The sequence below is a fragment of the Priestia sp. ST2 genome (assembly GCF_055810735.1).
Window position 1 is genome coordinate 815,228 of sequence record NZ_JBVVNT010000003.1, and the last position, 17,081, is coordinate 832,308.

General features: G+C 37.5%; 19 protein-coding genes and 1 tRNA gene. 9 read left to right on the forward strand and 11 right to left on the reverse strand.

All coding sequences use genetic code 11. The annotated features are described in order from the left end of the window. Window positions 1–40 precede the first annotated feature (40 nt). The 4 genes from AC0KUU_RS16495 to AC0KUU_RS16510 all read right to left on the reverse strand — a co-directional run bounded on the left by AC0KUU_RS16495 (window position 41) and on the right by AC0KUU_RS16510 (window position 2,554). A complete protein-coding gene (locus AC0KUU_RS16495; protein ID WP_473452706.1) occupies window positions 41–247 on the reverse strand; it encodes a hypothetical protein in 207 nt (68 codons plus the stop codon). A gap of 123 nt (window positions 248–370) precedes the next feature. Continuing rightward, window positions 371–1,108 (reverse strand): hypothetical protein, encoded by a 738-nt coding sequence (locus AC0KUU_RS16500; RefSeq protein WP_473452709.1) that lies wholly within the window; start codon window positions 1,106–1,108, stop codon window positions 371–373. Window positions 1,109–1,268: 160 nt separating this feature from the next. Further along, on the reverse strand, window positions 1,269–2,360 hold the full coding sequence (locus tag AC0KUU_RS16505; protein WP_473452712.1) for a tyrosine-type recombinase/integrase: 1,092 nt from the start codon (window positions 2,358–2,360) through the stop codon (window positions 1,269–1,271). Window positions 2,361–2,482: 122 nt separating this feature from the next. Continuing rightward, window positions 2,483–2,554: transfer RNA gene (locus AC0KUU_RS16510), tRNA-Val, on the reverse strand. Window positions 2,555–2,818: 264 nt separating this feature from the next. Here AC0KUU_RS16510 and AC0KUU_RS16515 point away from each other — a divergent pair. Then, window positions 2,819–3,574, forward strand: a complete 756-nt coding sequence (locus AC0KUU_RS16515; RefSeq protein WP_043980415.1) for an arylamine N-acetyltransferase family protein — start codon at window positions 2,819–2,821, stop codon at window positions 3,572–3,574. A 27-nt stretch (window positions 3,575–3,601) separates the two neighbouring features. On the opposite strand, the gene AC0KUU_RS16520 is transcribed toward AC0KUU_RS16515, so the two are convergent. Beyond that, on the reverse strand, window positions 3,602–4,051 hold the full coding sequence (locus AC0KUU_RS16520) for an Lrp/AsnC family transcriptional regulator (RefSeq protein WP_013055467.1): 450 nt from the start codon (window positions 4,049–4,051) through the stop codon (window positions 3,602–3,604). A 172-nt stretch (window positions 4,052–4,223) separates the two neighbouring features. On the opposite strand from AC0KUU_RS16520, the gene AC0KUU_RS16525 reads away from it, so the two are divergent. Further along, complete coding sequence (locus AC0KUU_RS16525) at window positions 4,224–4,844, forward strand: YitT family protein (protein WP_043980417.1); 621 nt, start codon at window positions 4,224–4,226, stop codon at window positions 4,842–4,844. Window positions 4,845–4,882: 38 nt separating this feature from the next. Here AC0KUU_RS16525 and AC0KUU_RS16530 read toward each other — a convergent pair whose 3' ends face one another. The 5 genes from AC0KUU_RS16530 to gnd form a co-directional block, all read right to left on the reverse strand. Further along, window positions 4,883–5,494 carry a DUF1349 domain-containing protein gene (locus AC0KUU_RS16530; protein WP_028407502.1) on the reverse strand — a complete coding sequence of 204 codons (612 nt, stop codon included), beginning with the start codon at window positions 5,492–5,494 and terminating at the stop codon, window positions 4,883–4,885. Window positions 5,495–5,648: 154 nt separating this feature from the next. Next, window positions 5,649–6,977, reverse strand: a complete 1,329-nt coding sequence (locus AC0KUU_RS16535; RefSeq protein WP_013081793.1) for a GntT/GntP/DsdX family permease — start codon at window positions 6,975–6,977, stop codon at window positions 5,649–5,651. A 270-nt stretch (window positions 6,978–7,247) separates the two neighbouring features. Beyond that, complete coding sequence (locus AC0KUU_RS16540; protein ID WP_043980420.1) at window positions 7,248–8,774, reverse strand: NCS1 family nucleobase:cation symporter-1; 1,527 nt, start codon at window positions 8,772–8,774, stop codon at window positions 7,248–7,250. Window positions 8,775–9,052: 278 nt separating this feature from the next. Next, a complete protein-coding gene (gene gntK / locus AC0KUU_RS16545) occupies window positions 9,053–10,594 on the reverse strand; it encodes a gluconokinase (protein WP_043980421.1) in 1,542 nt (513 codons plus the stop codon). Window positions 10,595–10,619: 25 nt separating this feature from the next. Then, a complete protein-coding gene (gene gnd, locus AC0KUU_RS16550) occupies window positions 10,620–11,519 on the reverse strand; it encodes a phosphogluconate dehydrogenase (NAD(+)-dependent, decarboxylating) (RefSeq protein ID WP_043980423.1) in 900 nt (299 codons plus the stop codon). A gap of 150 nt (window positions 11,520–11,669) precedes the next feature. Between gnd and AC0KUU_RS16555 the strand changes: the two genes are divergently transcribed. After that, window positions 11,670–12,515 carry a MurR/RpiR family transcriptional regulator gene (locus AC0KUU_RS16555; protein ID WP_013055460.1) on the forward strand — a complete coding sequence of 282 codons (846 nt, stop codon included), beginning with the start codon at window positions 11,670–11,672 and terminating at the stop codon, window positions 12,513–12,515. A 169-nt stretch (window positions 12,516–12,684) separates the two neighbouring features. Continuing rightward, entirely contained in the window at window positions 12,685–13,164 is a 480-nt protein-coding gene (locus AC0KUU_RS16560) for a GNAT family N-acetyltransferase (protein WP_025749861.1), read from the forward strand. Window positions 13,165–13,289: 125 nt separating this feature from the next. Here AC0KUU_RS16560 and AC0KUU_RS16565 read toward each other — a convergent pair whose 3' ends face one another. Next, complete coding sequence (locus tag AC0KUU_RS16565) at window positions 13,290–13,826, reverse strand: phosphatidylglycerophosphatase A family protein (RefSeq protein WP_043980427.1); 537 nt, start codon at window positions 13,824–13,826, stop codon at window positions 13,290–13,292. Between the two features lie 173 nt (window positions 13,827–13,999). Here AC0KUU_RS16565 and AC0KUU_RS16570 point away from each other — a divergent pair, with 173 nt between their 5' ends. The 5 genes from AC0KUU_RS16570 to AC0KUU_RS16590 all read left to right on the forward strand — a co-directional run bounded on the left by AC0KUU_RS16570 (window position 14,000) and on the right by AC0KUU_RS16590 (window position 17,076). Continuing rightward, window positions 14,000–14,386 (forward strand): hypothetical protein, encoded by a 387-nt coding sequence (locus AC0KUU_RS16570; protein ID WP_029324785.1) that lies wholly within the window; start codon window positions 14,000–14,002, stop codon window positions 14,384–14,386. A 162-nt stretch (window positions 14,387–14,548) separates the two neighbouring features. Beyond that, window positions 14,549–15,274: an alpha/beta hydrolase gene (locus tag AC0KUU_RS16575; protein WP_013055456.1), complete on the forward strand. Its 726-nt coding sequence runs from the start codon at window positions 14,549–14,551 to the stop codon at window positions 15,272–15,274. A gap of 82 nt (window positions 15,275–15,356) precedes the next feature. Next, entirely contained in the window at window positions 15,357–15,869 is a 513-nt protein-coding gene (locus tag AC0KUU_RS16580) for a YjcG family protein (protein WP_013081786.1), read from the forward strand. 5 nt (window positions 15,870–15,874) lie between these two features. Further along, entirely contained in the window at window positions 15,875–16,309 is a 435-nt protein-coding gene (locus AC0KUU_RS16585; protein WP_043980433.1) for a GNAT family N-acetyltransferase, read from the forward strand. An 89-nt stretch (window positions 16,310–16,398) separates the two neighbouring features. Beyond that, window positions 16,399–17,076, forward strand: a complete 678-nt coding sequence (locus tag AC0KUU_RS16590) for a DUF421 domain-containing protein (RefSeq protein WP_013081784.1) — start codon at window positions 16,399–16,401, stop codon at window positions 17,074–17,076. Window positions 17,077–17,081: the final 5 nt, after the last annotated feature.

Here is a 17,081-nt window from a genome sequence, read left to right on the forward strand (position 1 = left end):
AACGCCATCACAAGCACCGTCTTTAACGAGTCGGTGTTTTTTATTTGCTCAATTCCTTATGTGGGTGATTCTTGTAGTATTCTGCTCTGTCCTTACGCACTTGTTCAAACTGTTTAATACGTTGCTCTTCTTCCGCATTTTTAGGGAAAGCATGGGCGAACAGTGAATAAAAAATTATGCTGAATAGTAGTAATGCCCCTACTCCGAATAACACGGTCTGTATCAATTTGTTGTTCAATAGTTGCATGTTTTGCTCCTCTCTATGCCTAATGATTGCATGATTGTACACCTGTTGCATAATTGATATGGTGCAAATTCTACAAGGTTTATGCAACCTTTTTAGACCTGAATGAAGAATTAATTCATTCGGCTATTGACCCATCAAAACACCGTAAAAATCACTTAAACCGTGATGTTCAATCACTCTTGTGCCACGTTTCAAATTCATGTGATTGACCACGTTAGTAAGTGTTTTATGTAAATACGCTTTGAAGTTGCGAATACCTGCTTTATTCTTCATTTCTGACAAAACTCTGTTAAATAAATCTTTGTCTACGCCTTGTTTTTTAAATTCAATATATGCGTCATTTATTATTTTTTCTTTGTTAACCTTTTCTTTGTTAACAATATTAGTATTTAAATCTTTATTAGATTTAGAAACATAAACTAAGGAATGAGTAGAAGAAAAACTAGAAGTGTTTTCAGCAACTTCAACTGGTTCCGCGTCATTGTTGACTTGCTCCGTTTGTTCACCGTTTGACGTTTCCGTTTGATGTTCTTGACATATACTATTAGTACATAACAATTCTTGCGGAACGAACGTAAAAATTAGTGCTGCAAATTGTTCTCCAGTGTTCCGATTTTGCTCAATAGTTAATAAATCAGCACAATTTTCTTTAATTTTCTTTAGATTTCTGCTAATTGTAGATGCAGTTACACCGCACTTCTCTGCTAGTGTAGAATTTTTCTGCGACACTACAAACGACTGCTTCGCGTATGCTTGACGAGAAATTTCTTGAATGATGATATATAAAGTAGACCCTGTTTTAACGTTTAAACGCACAAGCAAGCGTTTCTGTAACGCATTGATTTCAGATTTAACGTCCATATTCATACTCCTTCTCAGACGAAGGAAACTTTGCTATAATTAAGTAGCAATGTCCTTCGGATATTGTGTGGGAAACGAGCGGTAGGATTGCAGTCCTATAATCCGTTCGTTTTTATTTTATAAACTTTTCTATACTAACATATCCTAAATTTCTTCTAAACTACTTTCTTCTTTTGTTAGAACGTTTCCGTTGAATTACATTTTCGCTTCCGAAAAAACCGTGACTTTGATGTTTCTCTTGTATTGTAGAATCTGCTAAGTGACTGTAAATCAAAACTGTACGCAAATCGGCATGTCCAAGAATTTTACGCAATGATTCAACATCTCCTGATGAACGTAAGTATTCTGTTGCTACGGAATGACGGATTAAGTGTAGATAAAAACGTTTTTTGATTCCTGCTTGTATTGCCCATTTTTTCAAATCACGTAATACGTTATTTTTGTTCAACATACGTCCACTTAAAGACAAGAAAACAAGATTATCTGTTTCTCCTTCAAACGCTTCGTTTTCATCTAACAATTGATTCAACAAACGATATGTTTTATTACTCAAAGGAATGATACGGCTTTTGCGTGACTTCGCATTTACTGACCGAATTAATATTGTCTTATTCACATGGTCAATGTCATCTGGTGACAACAGCAATGCCTCAGTAATACGTAACATCCCATCAATTAAAAGATGTAGCAAAACAGTATCTCTAAAATACTTAAACGATTTGTTAGAGTAAAACTTTGCTACCTTGAGCAAGTTATTTAATTCGCCCCGCGTTAAAACATCTATCTCCGTGCTGTTCTGTTTAAAACCTTCCCAGTTATCAAATGGATTACTTTGTATTAACTTTTTTCTTAAGCACCAATTAATGAATGTTTTTAAAGAACGTATGCGAGTAGCGATTGAAGCGTCTGCTAATCCAATTGTTTTGACACGCTCAGGCACATTGTTGTTATTCTCAAATTTTATATATTCGTGTTTTAACCAGTAAACATAATCACTTATAAACTCCGTTGTAATGTGCGTCACATGTAAAGTGGCTTTACTTCGTGTTTCATGGAACGCTTCTAGATTTTTAAACAATGCAATGAATTTATTTAATGATGGTAGACGAAGGTTCTGTTTAGATTTAAATTCAAGGAACTTTTCAAATATTACTTTTGCAGTATCTTTTTTTAAAATTTTTTCGTCTTTTCGTTTATGTGGTTGGCGTTTGCTCACTCGAGGTTTTTCATCGAAATAATTAAATGAGGACAACAAAAAAACACTCCTTCACTCTAAAATTAGAATGCCGAAGTGTTTTCGTCAAAGCTTGATTGAATCACTACGAAGGTTTTGCTATTAGTAAAAACAGCGCCAACGCAACAAATTCAATGGTATGAGCGATGAGGGATTCGAACCCCCGACCCCATCCCTGTCAAGGATGTATTCTCCCACTGAACTAATCGCTCGTGATATGTATTGACTATATTATAGAAAGAGTTATCCAATTTTGTCAACTATTTTTCCGCAGTTCCCAAGTTGGAAGGATCGTCTTTACTTTTGATAAAATAAAAACATGCCATAAAGGAGCGTGACGAGATGAAAGTACCAACTTTAAAAATTGACAGCCTTGTACTTCAAGGATTCGCTTCCAAAGAGACAATCGAAAAAGCGCTGTTACATGAACGTTCTGCTAAAGACAGAGAGAAATGATTTACTAAGAGGTGCATTTAATGAATATTAATTATTATTTTAGTCGGTTTTTAGCTAAGAAACCGGATAGCCCAACGTATGAAAGCTTAGCTGCTTTACAGAACAAACACATGCTTCATGTTCCTTTTGAGAACTTAGATGTTCTGTCTCAAACCCCTATCATAATTGATTTAGAACGAATTTTTCAAAAAGTAATCGTAAATTTGCGGGGAGGATTTTGCTACGAATTAAACGGTCTATTTGGCTGGCTGTTAAAAGAAAGCGGATATGAAGTCTCTTACGTTTCAGCTACCGTCAAAAAACCCGACGGCACATGGACCATTGAAGGAAGTCATGCTACAAACCTTGTGACGATTGAAGATCAGCCTTACATCGTAGACGTTGGATTTGGAGATTCTGTGCGCAAGCCAATGCCTTTAAATGGCGAAGTAGTAAGAGATGTAAGCGGCTCTTATCGTATGACAAACGTTGCTGAGCATATGTATGATTTGCAGCGATGGGAAGATGATGTATGGAAAACGCTGTACCGTGTGTCTACGCTTCCTAAGAAACTGACTGACTTTACTCCCATGTGTGAGTTCAATCAAACGTCAGCGGATTCTCCGTTTGTACACAAACGTCTTGTTACGATCGCAACCCCTACAGGGCGCATTACCCTCTCTGGCGAAACGCTAACTGTAACAGACGGCGAAAAAAAGACGAAAAGGAACGTTTCAGAAGAAGAAATACCTGATATTTTACAAAATCATTTTTATATTATTAAAGGATTTTATTAATATCTCCTTACACAGAAAACCGGCCTCTTATGGGGCCGGTTTTTGTACAGGAGTAATCATCCTGTTTTCTACAGGCGACTTTAAAATAATTGAGGTATTCACATTTCCATAAGGAATCAGTTCATCCACTAGCATTCTAAGTCCATCCATTCCAGACACGGCTGCTTTGATAAAGTAAGAAACCGGCCCCGTTACGCGATGACATTCAAGCACGTCTTCATTTTGCTCAATAAAGTCTTCAAATTCCTCCGGTTTTCTTTTTAATTCGCTTACTTGAATAAACAGCTGTGTATCTCTTCCTAAAGCTTTCGGAGACACCGTAGCGCTAAAACGCTGGATCACTCCTCGTTCCTGAAGACGCTGCAGTCTTTCTGATACGCTTGGACGGCTAAGAGCCAGCTTTTTTGATAAATCACTAATCGTCATACGTCCGTCCCTTTGCAAAATAGACAATAGTTGTGCATCGATTTGATCCATCCAAACCTTTCCTTTCAAAATGAATATAATAAATAAAATCTTTATTCAAGTTGATAAAAGAACAAGTATTATTTCCTTCATTTATACATGTGTTTTCTTTATTTAATATCCTATCATTAAAGTAGATAATTGAAAATGAAAATTCCGAAAAAACAAACAAAGGGGTTTATTTATGCGAAAAGTTTTATGGATTATTCTTGGATGTACGATTGCAAGTATTGGTGTTCTTATCTTGCGGCACTCTCACGTAGTGACGGGGGGAACAGCTGGTCTGTCTCTTAGCTTGTCATATGCCCTTCCCTTATCGTTTGCGGTAATCTTTTTTCTCATTAATATTCCTTTTTATCTCTTTTCCTTCTTTCAAATGGGATGGAAATTTACCGCCACAACTATAGGATCAGTGTCTTTGCTATCGCTTCTCACTTCACTCGATCACTTGCTTCCTTCTTTTACACTTCCCAGCCTGATGGGTGCTGTTACGGGCGGACTAATTGCCGGCCTTGGCTTATCCATTTTATTTATGAACGGAGCTTCTCTCGGCGGTGCTAATATTCTAGCGTTATTCGCACAGCGAAAATTCGGCTGGGATCCTGGAAAAGTGAATTTTTCATTTGATTTCCTTGTCGTGCTGTCGAGCATGTATTCAATTGGACTTTCAAAAGGAATTTTCTCTGTTATATCCATTGCGATTACAGGTTTTGTCATCAGCTACTTCAAGCAAAAAATTGCTTTACACAATCAACCGACATCCGCTTCTGTCACACAGCCTTTAGATAATGCGCTTTCTAAATAAAAACCACGATTTAGCTGTAGCTAAATCGTGGTTTTTATTTACATTTTTTCTACTTTTATAAAATCAAATTGGGCTTCATACCCTTCTCCTTGAGGACTACAAGCATAAATACCAACTTGAACAGGTTCTTTGGTTGAGTTCAATAAGTGAGCGAGTCGGAGCTGAGTCCAAGAATCTCCATCACTTGAATAACAAACGGTGTAATCATCGTTTTTACGCTGAATTTTAAAATAAAGCGCTGATTTGTTTTGAGTAAAATTTTGACTGGACCAATCTGAGAAGCCCTGGTTGGTTACGACTGCTCCTAATTGGTTAGGACCATCGGGATTGTATTCAACTGACGTTTTGATCCACGTATCTTTTGATACACGAATCATGAGACCTGCTTGATCGTAGCGATTAACTGGATATGTATGCACCTTTGTCATGATTTCAAAGTCGCCTTCTACTTCACGGTAAAGAAAGTGTCCATTGTCCGCTTCAAAGCCATAATGAGTACGCTGCCAAAAATCCGTTTTAGCGTCTGTTTTAATCACTAATCGATTCGTTTCTGTATCAATTTGAAATTGAGCTGGTGGACAATACCAAGAAACGTCTGAATCTAATTTTCCTTCTGAAAAGTTTGTGAAAAATACTAGTTGATTACTCACTCTCTGTCATTCCCTTCTTAGAAGCTATTATTCTTCTATTTCCATTTTGCCATAATTTAACGAATAAATAAAATATTTTGATTATTTTTCTTGCAAATTCTTTTCTTTCATAAAAAAATAAGACTCTTTTACATAGAGTAAAAGAGTCTTATTTTTAAATTAATGCATTTAGAATAAGTGCTCCTGCAAAAGCAATAAAGGATAGAAGCGTTTCCAGAACGGTCCATGTTTTGAACGTTTCTTTCACTGTTAATCCTAAATACTCCTTCACCATCCAGAAGCCAGCATCATTAACGTGAGAGAACATTAGTGAACCCGCACCCGTAACGATAACAAGCAGTTCTAAGTTAACACCGGACATATGCTCAATGATTGGTGAGACAATACCAGCCGCTGTTGTTAATGCAACTGTTGCTGAACCTGTAGCAATACGGATTAATCCAGCAATTAAAAATGCAAGTACAAGTGGTGATAGAGATAGATGTTCAGACATTTGACCAATCGTTGTACCTACTCCGCTATCGATTAATACTTGTTTGAAGCCGCCCCCTGCACCAATAATTAAGACAATAGATCCTACAGGAAGCAAACATTCTTCCGTTAGTTTTTTAATCACATCTTTTGTCATACCTTGACGTTTTCCAAGCAGGTAAAACGCTGCAAAACAAGCAATTAAAAGTGCAATTAATGGACTTCCTATTAATTCTACAAACTTCACTACGCCGCTTGGCAATCCGTTAATAACAGGTGCTATAGCTGCTAAGACCATTAATAGAACGGGCAGTAAAATGACAAAAAATGAAACGCCTGTACCAGGAAGATCTTTTGATGTTGTCGTAATACGAATTAGATCAGGTTCTCCTTCTGGAATCACTCGTTTGTGAACCCATTTTGCAAAAACCGGTCCAGCGATAACTGCAGCTGGAATTGAAATGATTAATGCATATAAAAGCACTTTCCCCGTATTTGCTCCGTAAATACTAATAGCTGCCATCGCACCTGGATGAGGAGGAACGAGACCGTGAACAATTGATAATCCCGCAATAACCGGCAGAGCAATCAATAATATATTTTGTTTTGTTGTTTTATGAATGGAAATAACTAAAGGCAGTAGAATTAAAATTCCTACTTCGAAGAAAACAGGAATACCAATAATGAAACCTGCTACTAGCATCGCCCATGGCAGTCTTTTCACACCGAATATTCTTACGAAATAATCCGCTACCTGCATGCCGGCACCTGAATCGGCCATCAGCTTACCTAAAATTGTTCCCAGCGCTAAAATTCCTACTAAGTGGCCTAAAACACCGCCCACTCCCGTTTCGTAAGCGCCAACAATTTTATCCATTGATAACCCAGAAGCAATTGCCAAAAACAAACTCGCAACCGTTAAACTAATAAACGCATGCCATTTAAAAACTGAAACACCTACAATAACAATAACAATTGCGGCAACTGTAATAGCTAATAAGTATGCATCCATCTTGCTTTCCACCTTCCCTTTAAGTAAACGCTTTCTCTATGTAGCAAAAAAGCTCTACATCCTGTGAATTTTTTTAAAAATAAGTTTCAATTATCGAAATCGTTTACATTAATTATTTTAGAAAACGATTTCATTTTTTTATTACTTAAATTATATGAAAAAAAAATTCTTAAATCAACAAAAAAACTCAAAAAAATTTTATCAATTTTCTTCCATACAGTTTTAACACATAAAAAAATCCAATCATGTTAATGATTGGATTCATCTTATTTATTTGGTGATGGTTGGATCAGCCGTTTGACTGTCGATAATCGTTTTTTCGCTTGTTTTTAACGTTATTTCTTCATATTCCCCCGGCGCTAATACACTTTTATCTCCTCTCATGAGATACGTGTAAGCGATGATAGAAATGAATAGACCAAATGTCCAGGCATTATCCCATAAAAAGCGCAGTCCAGGAATCAGTAAGCCTAAAACGGGTATGGCCACGCCAATTACTAATGCATAAATGCCGTTTTTATTAAAACCTGTTGAATAACTGTAGCGACCGTTTACCTCATATAAATCCTTTAATGCCATCTGTCTCCTTCTTACAAGCCAGTAGTCAGCAATGGCGATGCCGTCTATAGGGCCAAGCAGCGCTCCGTATGTTCCAAGCCAGCCGAAAATATAGTTCCCGAAATTAGACATGATGTACCATGGCTGAAGTAGAATAGCAAAAATACCGGTCACTAGCGCCCCCATCGCAAACGTGATTTTCTTTGGATTCAGATTCTCAATTGCACGGGCTGGTGCGACGATATTTGCTCCCACATTAATCGTTAAAGAAGAAAGCACGATAACGATTGTTCCTAAGAAAATGATAAACGGAGGGAATTTAGCTACTAAGGCCACTGGATCCCAAATAGCTTCTCCAAATATAACGATTGTTGCTGAAGTAACAGCAATTCCAATAAATGAAAAAATACTCATCGTCAATGGCAAGGAAAAGGTTTGCGCAACCATTTGAGATTTCTGACTTCTAGCATATCGACAGAAATCTGGAATGTTCAAAGCGAGCGTCGCCCAAAAGGCAATAACCCCCGTTAAAGCTGGGAAAAATACGGCTAGAAATTCTCCTGTTGATGTAAATTTAGAAGGCGTAGATAAAATGGGGCCCCACCCTCCCGAGTTTGTATAAGCCCATATAAAAAGAATAATAGCCGAAATACCAATAACCGGAGCAGCAATCGCTCCTAATACTTTAATCGCTTGCGGACCTTTATATGCCACTCCTACATTTAAAAGCCAAAAAAGAGCAAATACAATGGCTGTATGACCAGTTAAACCATTCCAAGACGAAAACGAAGCGCTTAGAAGTGTATCAATTGCTTCCGTTCCAATCCATGTATTAATTCCAAACCACCCAGCAGCCACGATGGCCCTAGCCAGTGCTGGGATATGTGCTCCTTTATCTCCAAACCACAGGCGGGCAAATACTGGATAAGGAATGCCAAACTTGGTTCCAGCGTGAGAATTAAGCAAAATAGGAATAAGAACAATAACATTTCCTAAAAAGATTGTACCAATTGCTTGCCACCAGTTCATTCCAAGCGTCATCATTCCACTCGCCATTGTGTAAGCTGGAATACACAGACACATCCCAATCCAAAGCGTGGCAAAGTTAACTCCTTTCCAAGAATGCTCTTTCATCGTAGTCGGACGTAAATCCTCATTCCAAAGGTCACTGCCGCTCAGCTGATTGTGCGTCTCATCTGTGAGCGTCACAATTCCATCTTGCTCAATTTGTGTTTTCATCCATAAAACCCCTTTTCATAAAATAAGTTCATTTCAAAAAACAAATTTTATTTGAATTTTCTGAAATATAAAGGCGTTTGTGACGATTCCTTCTGGTATGTGATAAATACTAACGTTATCCCTTATTATATTTAATGAGAAACGGGGATACACTGGACAAATTGTAACATTATTTGAGGGAACTTTTATATATTGTGTAGTGTCAACTCTTTTGGTTGTTAGATAACCTAACACACAAAAAATCATCGCTTGAAAACTTCAAGCGATGATTTGTGAACTTAATGTACATATTTTTTTTGAAAAGCCGTAATGCTTTCGTATTCTTCTTTAAATAAGCGAGCCAAACGAATATAGATAGTCGTTAACTCTTTATATACTTCACTGTTTTCTTTGATTGGATAATGATGATTAGTCGCTCCAACCATATCAGAAACAACGTTCAATGAGTCAACTTCGCCAAGGCTATATAAGCCAAGGATAACTGCTCCTAGACATGAACTTTCAAAACTTTCCGGCACGGATACTTCTTGGTTAAAAATATCTGCCATCATTTGACGCCAAAGTGCGGAACGTGCAAATCCGCCTGTTGCCTGAATTTTTGTAGGCTCTCCAATTAACTCTTCAAGTGCCAATAATACCGTATACAAGTTAAAGATAACGCCTTCTAATACAGCACGAATCATATGTTCTTTTTTATGATGCAAACCTAGGCCAAAGAATGAACCTTTAGCATTTGCATCCCAAAGCGGCGCACGCTCTCCTGAAAGGTATGGGTGAAACAATAAGCCGTCCGCTCCCGGTTTCACTAAAGCTGCAATATCCGTTAATACTTCATACGGATCTTTTCCAAGGCGTTTAGCTGTTTCTACTTCCGACGCTCCAAACTGATCGCGAGCCCATCTGAAAATCATACCGCCGTTATTTACAGGGCCGCCAATTACCCAGTGGTCTTCTGTCAACGCATAACAGAAAATACGACCTTTCGGATCGACTACTGGCTTGTCAGTCACTGCTCGAATAGCTCCGCTTGTCCCGATTGTCACAGCCACAACGCCTGGTTCAATTGCATTTACGCCTAAATTTGATAATACACCGTCACTTGCACCTACAATAAAGGGCGTATCTGGAAGTAAGTGCATGTCAACTGCAAGCGCTGGGTTTAGCCCTTTTAACTGATGCATTGTTGAAACAGGAGTGGATAACTGATCGGTTGTAACACCTGCTACTTTAAGTGCTTCTTCATCCCACGCAAGATTTTTCAGATTAAACAAACCCGTTGCTGATGCAATCGAATAGTCGATAACATATTCGTTAAACAACTTAAAGAATACATATTCTTTAATCGAAATAAATTTATGTGTTCCCTTCACTAGTTCAGGCTGTTCATTAGATAGCCATGTTAGCTTGGAAAGCGGCGACATCGGATGAATAGGCGTACCCGTACGCAAATAAATCTCATGACCATTGTATTCATTTTTAATTTTTTCCGTCCATTCTGCACTTCTATTATCTGCCCACGTGATACATTTTGTCAGCGGCTTTCCCTGCTGATCAACGGCAATAACACTGTGCATAGCTGAGCTGAATGAAACGCATAAAATATCCTCAGGTTTTACATCGCTCGTTTTTACAACCGTTTGAATTGTACGTACAACTGCTTGAAAAATTTCTTCAGGATCTTGCTCAGCCATCGCGGGCGTCGGCGAGTATAATGGATACTCAATCCCATGATTTGCAATGACTGTACCGTCTACTGAAAACAATACAGACTTTGTACTCGTTGTTCCGATATCTACACCTATTGCATATTTTTTGCTCATGCTGCTGTCCCCCTACTTTACTACTTTACTTATTTACAACACCGTGGCCGCCGAATTCGTTTCGAAGTGCTGCTACAACTTTTCCTGTAAATGTATCTTCCTCTAATGAACGATAGCGCATCATTAGCGATAAAGCAATAACAGGAGTTGCCGTTTGAAGATCAAGAGCAGTCTCTACGGTCCATTTCCCTTCGCCAGAAGACTGCATGACTCCTTTAATACTGTCTAGTTTAGGATCTTTTGAAAACGCATTTTCCGTTAGTTCCATCAACCAAGAACGAACAACAGATCCGTTATTCCAAACGCGTGCTACGGCTTCATAGTCGAAATCAAACTGACTTTTTTCCAGAACTTCAAATCCTTCAGCAATGGATTGCATCATTCCATATTCTACACCATTGTGAACCATTTTTAAAAAGTGACCGCTTCCGCTTTTACCTGCGTACATAAATCCATTTTCTACGCAAATATCATTAAAAATCGGTTCAATTGTACGGAATACTTCCGCATCTCCACCGATCATTGTACACGCTCCGTTTCTTGCCCCTTCCATTCCGCCGCTTGTCCCTACATCAAAGAAGTAAATACCTTTTTCCTGAAGATCCTGAGCACGTCGAACAGATTCTTTATAATTAGAGTTTCCTCCATCTATTATAATATCTCCTTCTGACAGAAGTTCTTTTAGTTCTGTAATAACATTTTCCGTTACTTCTCCAGCCGGAACCATAATCCATACAACTTTAGGTGAAGGAGGAAGTTCATTAACTAACTCTTCAACAGTAAAGGCGCCAGTTGCTCCTTCATTTGCAAGTTTTTCTACCGCTTCTTTATTTACATCATAAGCTACTACTTCATGATGGTTGTCCATTAAATTTAATGATAAATTATATCCCATTTTTCCTAAACCGATTAATCCAATTTTCATTTTACAAACTCCCTTTGAAAAAAAATTTCACATTACCTCCATTATACGAATTATTTTTCATTTTGCAATCGTTTACAAGAAAATTTTTTTCACTCATATTTTTATGCTATACTCTTTTTACTACTAAATTCGTGGAAAGGAACATCAGTTATGACGCAAAATTGCTTAGGAAAAATTCGTTCTCACTATGCTAGATTCAGTGAAAAAGAGAAAAAAATAGCAAATTATATTTTAGAACAGCCGGAACAAATTATTCACAGTACCATTAACGAAGTGGCAGACGATTTAAATGTAGCTGATGCAACAGTCTTTCGCTTTTGTAAACGAATTGGCTTCAAGGGCTATCAAGCGATGAAAATAGCGCTGGCTGCTGAAATTATGACGCCTATTCAGCAGATTCACGAGGAAATTGCTGAAACGGATAATGAAAAAACGATTGCTGAAAAAATCTTTCGCTCCAATGTACGAACGCTTGAAAATACATTACAAATACTAGAAAGCAACGCTATTGAAAAAGCCGTCAAACTTCTTATGAAGGCGGATAAAGTTCAGTTTTATGGCACGGGCGGTTCTTCCGTAGTGGCTATGGATGCTTTTCATAAATTTGTTCGAACAGGAATTAAAACGTTTGCATTTATTGATTCCCACTTCCAGCTTATGTCCGCTTCTCAATTAACAAAACAGGATGTAGCGGTAGTGATTTCTCATTCTGGAACAAATAAAGACACAATGAACATTTTAAATACAGCAAAAGCGAACGGTGCCAAAACGATCGGTATTACGGGTTTTCCAAAATCTCCATTAAGCCAAAATGTCGATGTTTCTCTTTATACGAGTTCAGAAGAAACAGAATATCGATCTGAAGCTCTTGCCTCGAGAATTGGACAGCTAAGCCTCATTGATGCTTTGTACGTTAATGTAATGATCGCGAATAAAGATGCCTCTAAACACTCGCTTGAAAAAGTACGCGATGCCATTGCTGAAACTAGAATTTAACGTTTCGCTCTTATATATTCTTCAACTATAACATCAAACAGAGCATAGAATATATGCTCTGTTTAGTGCAGTTCTTCGCTTAAAATTTTCAAGTTTTAATTCTCATTTAACATTTTTTAAGTTGCTACATATGATAAAGCACAACTTTTAAAAAGTAGGTGAAGTGTGTATGGAGATTATCTATCGCACTGCAAAACTCGATGATTATACAGAAGTAAATAAAATATTAGGGGAATCACTAGAACTCCACGCAAATGCGCTTCCTTCTATGTTTGATAATCAGATGGCTGTTTTATCTCCGGAACAATATCAAGCTACTCTTTATTATGCAACCATTGATATTCTTGTAGCTCAATATCGAAATCAAATTATTGGGGCGTCTGTTGTTGAATTAAAATATAACCCTCCCACTACATTAGCTCCTCTTTCCTACACAGCGTACATCCAATATTTTGGCGTTAAGAAAGGCTTTCAAAATTATGGCGTAGGAAAAAGTCTTTTTTCTGCTACGAAACAGTGGGCTGTACAAAAAGGAGCAAATGACCTCCAGCTTACCGTATGGGCATTTAACGAGAAAGCACGCGCTTTTTATGAAAGTCTTGGGCTGAAAAACTTAAGCTACCTTATGACTACTTCACTACAGCCATAAATCGTTCCATTAACGGATACTAGACACGCAGGTGATACGTGCCTAGTATCCGTTATTTAAATAAAAGACTAAATCATTTCGGCGTGTTAATTTACGCAGCTTATATACATACTAAAAGAAATTTATTACGTAGCCGGATTGCCTTCTTGCAGCTGTTCTTGTTCATCACGCTGACGGTGAGCTAAACGACTTGCCGCACTAGAAGCCACGCTCGCTACTAAATCATCTAAAAAGGTATTAACTCCTTTTTCTTTTTTACAGTCCAGCTTTTCAATAATGCCTACTTTTACTTTATCTAAATAGCCAAAGGTCGTAACAGCGATACTGCCATAGGTTAAAACGGCACCTAAAGCAATCGTTTCGTCAACACCAAACAACCCTTCGTCTTGTTCTACAATGCTTTGAAGAGGTTCTGATAATTTATGTTGCTCAGCTAACTTATCAAGTTCGATTCCAACTAGAAGCGCATGCTGAATTTCTCTCTTTTGCAGTACTCTCTCTACGCTCTCAGCGCATTCCTGAATGGTTAGAGCAGGATGATAAGGAAGCTGTAAATCATACACAATTTCAGCAATATCTAAAACTGTTACGCCACGCTCTTCTAGCAAATCAAATGTTGCCTTTGCTACTTCTTTGCTCGTTGGGATTTTTTTCGCTGTCATGTCTCTCTCTCCTTTTCAAGTTGTTGTCTCTCTTTATATTAAATTCGATGAGAGGCGCTAAAAACCTTTTTTGTTTCATCCACCTGAGTTCATAAACTCGTCACATATCTCTTTAGGCGCTCATTACATTTACTTGCTATAATAAAATTATCTAATCAGGAGGTTTGTCTACTGTGGAAGAAAAACAAAGTAAATTTAGCAGAGGCTTATTATTATTTTTCATTGGCGCAACAGCCCTTTTCTTTATCGTCTTAATCGTTCTGTTTCTCATGTCTACTTTTGGAAAAAGCGAAAAAGAAGCCGTAGCTCTTCTAGCAGGGAATCACTACGCTATCGTTAAGGAAGAGAATTCATATACTCTTTATGATCAAAAAGAAAACAAGCCTATTTTAGAAGATGTAAACGGCTATTTCGGTGCTCGCAATATCCGAAGTTATGTAAAAAATGACACAGAATTGGTTTCGATTGATGAAAAAGAAGAAGAATATACGAAGAAGCCGCTAGAAAAAGCCAGCCAAGCAGAAAAAGCTATGTTTAAAAAAATGAAAAAATTAGATTAATCAAAAGCGCTTCAGTCGATTCTGAAGCGCTTTTTTAATGACGCATGCCTCTTTCTCGTCATTCGCTAAAAAATTCGTTACAATAAAATAAAGAACGGTTATTAGAAAATGTGTTACAATAAAGGTAACGCTTTCATTCAAATGCATAGGAGTCGATTATTCATGTCAGAAAGTAAGCGGAAGTTAGAAGAAATTTCTTTTTATAGTGACGCACTGCAAGAAGATGTCACGTTACTAGTCTATTTGCCGTCAAACTATTCTACGCTCTATAAGTATTCCTTACTTATTGCCCAAGACGGAAAAGATTATGTTATGTACGGACGGACACCTCGTTTAATTGATGATTTAATGAACGAGTCGGAAATCGATCGTACTATTTTTGTTGGAATTCCATATAAAAGCGTGGAAGACAGACGCGATAAGTATCATCCAGAAGGAAATCAAGTAGATGCTTACATTCGCTTTTTAGCACATGAACTTGTGCCATTTTTGGATAAAACATATCCTACATATCAAATGGGAAAATCACGTGTTCTAATTGGTGATTCGCTTGCTGCTACAGTTTCACTGCTGACGGCCATTGCTTATCCTCACACGTTCGGGAAAGTAATTATGCATTCTCCTTTCGTGAACGATGCTGTATTACAAACGGTCAACTCATTTGCTTCTCCTTCACTTCTGGATTTGTATCATGTTATTGGAACTGAAGAAACGGCTGTCAAAACAACGCAAGATGGTATATTGAATTTTATTGAACCTAACCGCCTGTTGCACGAACAAATGAAGCAGCGTGGATATTCTGTTTTCTACGAAGAATTTAATGGAAATCATACGTGGAAATACTGGCAAAAAGACGTAAAGCGGTCGCTTCAATACATGTTGAAGTAGAAAGATATCATATTTTTTGAAAATTTGTTATAATAAGCTCGCTTTATACATATTTTATGATCTTACTTTGGAGGGATTTTTTATGAAATTTGGCGTTGTACTTTTTCCATCTAAAAAATTGCAAGATGTAGCGAATTCTTATCGAAAGCGCTATGATTCTCACTATTCATTAATTCCGCCTCATCTTACATTAAAAGAAGTCTTTGAAGCTACAGAAGACCAAATTGATGAAATTGCGGCTAACTTGCGTAAAATTGCCGAAGAAACAAATCCATTTACATTAAATGTAACGAAAGTAAGCTCATTTTCACCAGCCAATAACGTTATTTACTTAAAAGTGGAACAAAAGCAAGAACTGACGTCACTTTACAATAAACTTCATGAAGGCAATCTCGAACAGCCAACTGAATATTCATTTATTCCACATATTACAATTGGTCAACGCCTTTCAGATGATGAGCACTTAGATGTGTATAGCCAGTTGAAGCTTGTAGATGTCGCTCATGAAGAAACAGTGGATCGCTTTCACTTAATGTACCAGCTTGAAAATGAAACATGGACTGTGTTTGAAACATTTCGTCTTGGAAAGGGATAAGATACGTGAACATCAAAGTACTAACGAACAAACAAGATCATTCTGATGCTTACTTCGTACGTCAAAAAGTATTTGTAGAAGAACAGCAGGTTGATGTAGAGCAAGAAATCGATGAATACGATACCGAAGCCCTGCATTTAGTTGTATACAAAGGAACTGCACCAATTGGGGCAGGACGCTTCCGTATGGTAGAGGACTATGGAAAAGCAGAACGAATCTGCGTTCTTTCTTCTTATCGAAAAGACGGTGTAGGAAAGCTTTTGATGGATAAGTTAGAAGAGGTCGCAGCAGAGCATGAGATTGAAAAGATTAAGCTGCATGCTCAAACGCATGCGGAAGGATTTTATAAAAAGCTAGGCTACGTAACGGTTTCAGGTGAATTTATGGATGCTGGAATTCCACATGTAGAGATGGTAAAGAAACTAAGTAAAAAACACTAGGAATTGAACCTGGTGTTTTTGCTTTTTTAAAGGATAAGAACCTTTGCTTTGCTTATACTAATACCTAATCATGTGAATTAGGTGAAAATATGGATGAACTTATCGGAATTGCATTAGAACTCTTTATCGGATTTATCTGCCTGTTTATTTTAACTAAATTTTTAGGCAGAGCGACGATCACTCAGCTTACCACTTTTGATTTTATCTCTGCTCTTGTATTAGGAGAGTTAGTAGGAAATGCGCTATATGACTCAGAAGTAGGAATAGGCAAAATTTTATTTGCTGTTATCTTTTGGGGAGCGCTTATTTATGTCACCGAAGTTATTACTCAAAAAAATATTCGCCTGCGTTTGTTTTTAGAAGGACGGCCATCTATTATTATTCGAAAAGGGAAAATTTCGTACAAAGAACTTAGCAAAAATCGATTAGATATCGATCAGCTTCTTCATATGCTTCGTTCAAAAGACATATTTTCCATTCGGGAAGTTGAATATGCGATTTTAGAAACAGATGGATCACTAAGCGTATTGCCAAAATCTGATTATGCTAAGCCGACAAGAAGCGATCTACAGCTGCCTCCTTCTGAACCCGTTTTATCTATCGCCTTCGTCAGTGATGGACGTTTGCTTTTGAAAAACTTGATTCAGTCAGGCTTTGATGAAGACTGGTTAAAGACACAGTTGAAAAAACAAGGATTTACCGATTATAAACAGGTGCTTTATGCTGAATGGCAGCAGGGCAGTACTCTTTTTATTGAATCTTACTAAGATGT

What these genes read in the sequence shown, in the direction of transcription:
- AC0KUU_RS16495 (WP_473452706.1), bottom strand. Translation starts at nt 247, where the DNA reads ATGCAACTATTGAACAACAAATTGATACAGACCGTGTTATTCGGAGTA.
- AC0KUU_RS16500 (WP_473452709.1), bottom strand. Translation starts at nt 1,108, where the DNA reads ATGGACGTTAAATCTGAAATCAATGCGTTACAGAAACGCTTGCTTGTG.
- AC0KUU_RS16515 (WP_043980415.1), top strand. Translation starts at nt 2,819, where the DNA reads ATGAATATTAATTATTATTTTAGTCGGTTTTTAGCTAAGAAACCGGAT.
- AC0KUU_RS16520 (WP_013055467.1), bottom strand. Translation starts at nt 4,051, where the DNA reads ATGGATCAAATCGATGCACAACTATTGTCTATTTTGCAAAGGGACGGA.
- AC0KUU_RS16525 (WP_043980417.1), top strand. Translation starts at nt 4,224, where the DNA reads ATGCGAAAAGTTTTATGGATTATTCTTGGATGTACGATTGCAAGTATT.
- AC0KUU_RS16535 (WP_013081793.1), bottom strand. Translation starts at nt 6,977, where the DNA reads ATGGATGCATACTTATTAGCTATTACAGTTGCCGCAATTGTTATTGTT.
- AC0KUU_RS16540 (WP_043980420.1), bottom strand. Translation starts at nt 8,774, where the DNA reads ATGAAAACACAAATTGAGCAAGATGGAATTGTGACGCTCACAGATGAG.
- gntK (WP_043980421.1), bottom strand. Translation starts at nt 10,594, where the DNA reads ATGAGCAAAAAATATGCAATAGGTGTAGATATCGGAACAACGAGTACA.
- gnd (WP_043980423.1), bottom strand. Translation starts at nt 11,519, where the DNA reads ATGAAAATTGGATTAATCGGTTTAGGAAAAATGGGATATAATTTATCA.
- AC0KUU_RS16555 (WP_013055460.1), top strand. Translation starts at nt 11,670, where the DNA reads ATGACGCAAAATTGCTTAGGAAAAATTCGTTCTCACTATGCTAGATTC.
- AC0KUU_RS16560 (WP_025749861.1), top strand. Translation starts at nt 12,685, where the DNA reads ATGGAGATTATCTATCGCACTGCAAAACTCGATGATTATACAGAAGTA.
- AC0KUU_RS16565 (WP_043980427.1), bottom strand. Translation starts at nt 13,826, where the DNA reads ATGACAGCGAAAAAAATCCCAACGAGCAAAGAAGTAGCAAAGGCAACA.
- AC0KUU_RS16575 (WP_013055456.1), top strand. Translation starts at nt 14,549, where the DNA reads ATGTCAGAAAGTAAGCGGAAGTTAGAAGAAATTTCTTTTTATAGTGAC.
- AC0KUU_RS16580 (WP_013081786.1), top strand. Translation starts at nt 15,357, where the DNA reads ATGAAATTTGGCGTTGTACTTTTTCCATCTAAAAAATTGCAAGATGTA.
- AC0KUU_RS16590 (WP_013081784.1), top strand. Translation starts at nt 16,399, where the DNA reads ATGGATGAACTTATCGGAATTGCATTAGAACTCTTTATCGGATTTATC.